Genomic DNA, 3,790 nt, shown 5'->3' on the forward strand with positions numbered 1-3,790 from the left:
GAAAAATCCTGTTTTTATACAACTATTTTGCTATATTTGTTCGGAATCAAACGGAGGTTTTTTCACAGACTGACGTTAGCAGTAATGCGTCCGCTGACAACAGAAAAATCAGATATTAAAAAATGAAAATAATAGCTTTAATCGGAAAAGACCATTGTGGAAAAACAACAACATTAAATATTGTACACGATCTTATGCTAGAAAATGGAAAATCTACTTGTAAAATAACCATAGGAAATCCCATTTATAAAGATTTTTCAGATATTGTAGATTTTAAAACCTTGAAAATTGCATTTTTTACGATGGGGGATTATTCTTTGGAAACAACAAGAATAATAAAAGAGTACAAAGAATTTAATGTTGATATTTTGATTCTTGCCAGTAATACAAAATTTGTAAATCCAATTAAACTGATTGAAAAGTACGATCATCTATTGGTAAAAAAAACAATTGATACAACTAATACAGAAACAGGAAAAATAGCAGTTAATAACTCAGACGCTAAAATCATTTTTAGCTTAATTTAATACTAAACTCTATCTTAAAATAAAAACATTAAATAAAAAACTATAACAAACCATATGAAAACTATTAAATTCCTTACAACAATTATATTATTAACTTTTTCCTTAATTTCTTCAGCACAACACGCATTGGGTGCTTATGCTCCCGGAGGATATTATGACCAAATAGAATTGAAGAAAAAAGCTGAACAAGATTTAGAAACAAAAATGTATTTTAAAACTATTAAAGCTAAAGAACGATTAGCTCAAGGTAAAAGTGTGAGCAAATCTCAACAAGAAGCTTTAGATTGGACTGAAGCACGTATTAATAAACGTAAATCAGACAGCATTAAGAAAATTGAAGACGAATTAGCAATTAACCTTGAAAAAGCAAAATTGAAATTAGACAGTAAAATTTCTACTTTGAATAGATTGGTAGAAGAGTATGGGACAATATATGTAACATCAGATAGCTACAATTACAATTGGTCTAAAGAAGATGAGGAATACCTGACCCCAAAAAACAAAGAAAAAATGGCATCTCATAATGCTGAAATATCTAGAAAAGAGGATGAGAAAAAAAATTTCAACATTTCCTTTGTCGAAAATTTTAAGATTAAGTATAAAGATTACGTGATTAAATGTTATAATGAAAACAAGGACTATACCTTATATTCTACTGACATTGAAACTGAATACCTTAAAGAATATGAAAAAGTCTTGGGTTATAATTATTCTGCTAGATATGATTACCCAGATGAGAATATTAGAGAAGTTATGATAGAAATTAAAGAAGATTTTAAGAATTCAAAAGAGTACAAAGATGGCGAAGCTAGAAAAAATTCTAGGATGAGAGAAGGTATATCAGAATTAAATAAGGCTCAAAAACAATATAATTATAATATGACTCATTTAGAGAAGTATTCAACTCCTGAATTGAGGAAGATGTATATTTATTTCAGTGATAAAAAAAGTTTTCAAACAGAAGCGGAATTGGTTAGAATTGAATTATTAAAAAGGAAGTAAAAAATTTGTCGAGACAAGATAAACTTATACAGCACTACTGCTAACACTTGCTCACAAGAGATTTGGGCAATTGGCTTAATTTGAAAATGGGTTTGTATTTGGGATGATTTGGCAAATCCGAAAATAAGGCTTAATTTAACCCCAAACCTCTTGTAGCAAGGGAACGTTATGGGCAAGTTACTAACGGAAACAACGAAGAAACTATGAATAAATACTTCTACATTTTATCGGTTGTAGTTTTGATAGTAAGTTGCGGAAAAGACGTTGGAAATTTTAAGCCGACAACAAAGCTCGAAAATATATTGAAAAATGAAAAACTTGGTAAAGTGTATTATGAATTTAGGAAAGAGAATGTTTATTTGACACTCGGAATTGACACTGTTAAGAGCTTTAAAAAGTTTGTGGCGGAAACATCCATTAAAGAATTAATTTCCTTAACAGAATGTGAACGACCAGTTGTCCGTTGTTTTGCTTTCAAAGCATTAATAGAAAAAGATTATCCTGAGATTAGAAATATATTATTCAGACATAAGTATGATGAAGAAAATGTGGAAGAATTTTATGGCCATTGTATCAGAATGAATCTTCCCGTAAAAATTTATATGCTAAATAAACTTCGGCCATTTGCGAGTTACAAAAACAAAGAATACTTAGAATTGGAAAAAGAATTTATGGACAACTAAATGCAAAAATAACCAGCCCATAACAGCTAGTAGGCAATAGTCGGGAATTAGGTTAAATGGAAAAATGGTTTTGTATTTGGCAAATTAGTGATAATCCGAAAATAATTGCTTTATTTAGCCCGACCATCGCCTACTAGCAAGACGTTGGCGGTCAGTTGAAGCCGAACTTACGCAGAAAAAAACTTTGAAAGGATCGGTTTTCGTTACGCAGGAAAACCCGAAAGTAAGCGTAAAAATTGGAACGTGAAAAGCAGAAACTTGAAATCTAAATTTTAAAACCTAAAATAAATAAAATGAAAAAAGTTAGTATTACATTGTTGGCGATTTTAGCAGTAATTTTAGTTGGATGTAGTGGCTCAGACACATATCGAGGTTCTTGGAAAGCTACAGATTCTAAAGGTGCAAAATTTGAATTATTCTTTGATGCCAAAAATTTCACTGTTAAAGATAGTTCGGGGAAAAGTGAAAAATATGATTATAGTCAAAATTCTGTGGAAATTGAAAATTCTGTTGCAACATATGGAATTCAACTAGGAGACGGAAGAGGATATCAAATTAATTTTCCTAATGCAGACAATGAAACTTTGGGACTAATTAAAGATGAAAATGGGAATCCTATATATACTATTAGTAGAAAAGATTACATAAAGTATGAAGATATTTATAAATTGTAGCATAATTTGAATTCCAAGTTTTTGAAGAAAGAACAGAAGCGTGAAAAGCAGAACTTGGAAAACCGAAACGTAAAAGTTTGAGTTTGCCGACGGTAATTTGAATAGCAGAAACGAAAAAAATATAGGTTTTTAATCGTAAATTCGACTAAAAACGACCAAACCGCCAAGACTAGTTGGCAGTCAGCTTAAACCAAAAATACAACATGGAACTAAAATATATTTTTATTTTATTATTAATTACTCTTTTAGTTTTTAACATTAAAAGAATCTTTAACTACATCGAAAATTATAAAGAACAAAAAGAAATAGATTTTAAGAAAAGGACAAATTTAGATTTATGGAAATTGACCAAAATATCAGGTGGAATTTTTATGTTTGGTTTAGATAAATATTTTGTCAATAAATCAGACTTTTATTTTGATGATAAAAATTTATACTTAATTAATTATAATAAACCAGTAATAAAACATTCCATTTCTGATATTATTGAAGTTAGTAAAACTTCAATAAGTCTAAATGACAGAAAGGTTTGGAAAATAATTATTAATGATTTAAATGAAAAGAAAGTCTACAAGATTACCACAAACGATTCATTATCAAACAGCAATTTCAGTATGTTTTTAGATAAAGTAAATGAAAACAGTAATTCTATTGTTGATTCGAATTTGTTGTGGTAATTAGATAAAAAACAAAACAACCGAACCGCCAACACACGCTACAAGCAAGCTGGGCATTTGGCTTTTGGAATTATTGTTTTGTTTCAGCCGAAATTTGGCTTAACCGAAAGATTACGCATTTTTAATCCCAGCCTGCGTGTAGCGCGGGAACGTCAGGCTGTGAAAAAACCTATTTTCCCCATTAAAACCTCCCAATTATTCTATTCTACAGTTCAAATAAAGCCTTT

Annotated in this window: 5 protein-coding genes; all 5 read left to right on the plus strand. The window is 29.7% G+C overall.

Annotation, left to right across the window (positions count from 1 at the left end; all coding sequences use genetic code 11):
* The first annotated feature begins 122 nt into the window (after window positions 1–122).
* The 5 genes from DB891_RS17275 (at window position 123) to DB891_RS17295 (ending at window position 3,563) form a co-directional block, all read left to right on the plus strand.
* The gene (locus tag DB891_RS17275) at window positions 123–527 is read left to right on the plus strand and encodes a hypothetical protein (RefSeq protein WP_116764820.1); all 405 of its coding nucleotides are present in this window, start codon (window positions 123–125) and stop codon (window positions 525–527) included.
* Between the two features lie 54 nt (window positions 528–581).
* A complete protein-coding gene (locus DB891_RS17280) occupies window positions 582–1,529 on the plus strand; it encodes a hypothetical protein (protein ID WP_116764821.1) in 948 nt (315 codons plus the stop codon).
* A 203-nt stretch (window positions 1,530–1,732) separates the two neighbouring features.
* Window positions 1,733–2,212 (plus strand): hypothetical protein, encoded by a 480-nt coding sequence (locus DB891_RS17285; RefSeq protein WP_116764822.1) that lies wholly within the window; start codon window positions 1,733–1,735, stop codon window positions 2,210–2,212.
* Window positions 2,213–2,505: 293 nt separating this feature from the next.
* Window positions 2,506–2,886, plus strand: coding sequence for a hypothetical protein (locus tag DB891_RS17290; protein WP_116764823.1), 381 nt, complete (start codon window positions 2,506–2,508; stop codon window positions 2,884–2,886).
* 203 nt (window positions 2,887–3,089) lie between these two features.
* Window positions 3,090–3,563: a hypothetical protein gene (locus DB891_RS17295; RefSeq protein ID WP_116764824.1), complete on the plus strand. Its 474-nt coding sequence runs from the start codon at window positions 3,090–3,092 to the stop codon at window positions 3,561–3,563.
* The last annotated feature ends 227 nt before the right edge of the window (window positions 3,564–3,790 follow it).

This window comes from Flavobacterium laiguense, from assembly GCF_003097655.1.
Classification (GTDB): domain Bacteria; phylum Bacteroidota; class Bacteroidia; order Flavobacteriales; family Flavobacteriaceae; genus Flavobacterium; species Flavobacterium laiguense.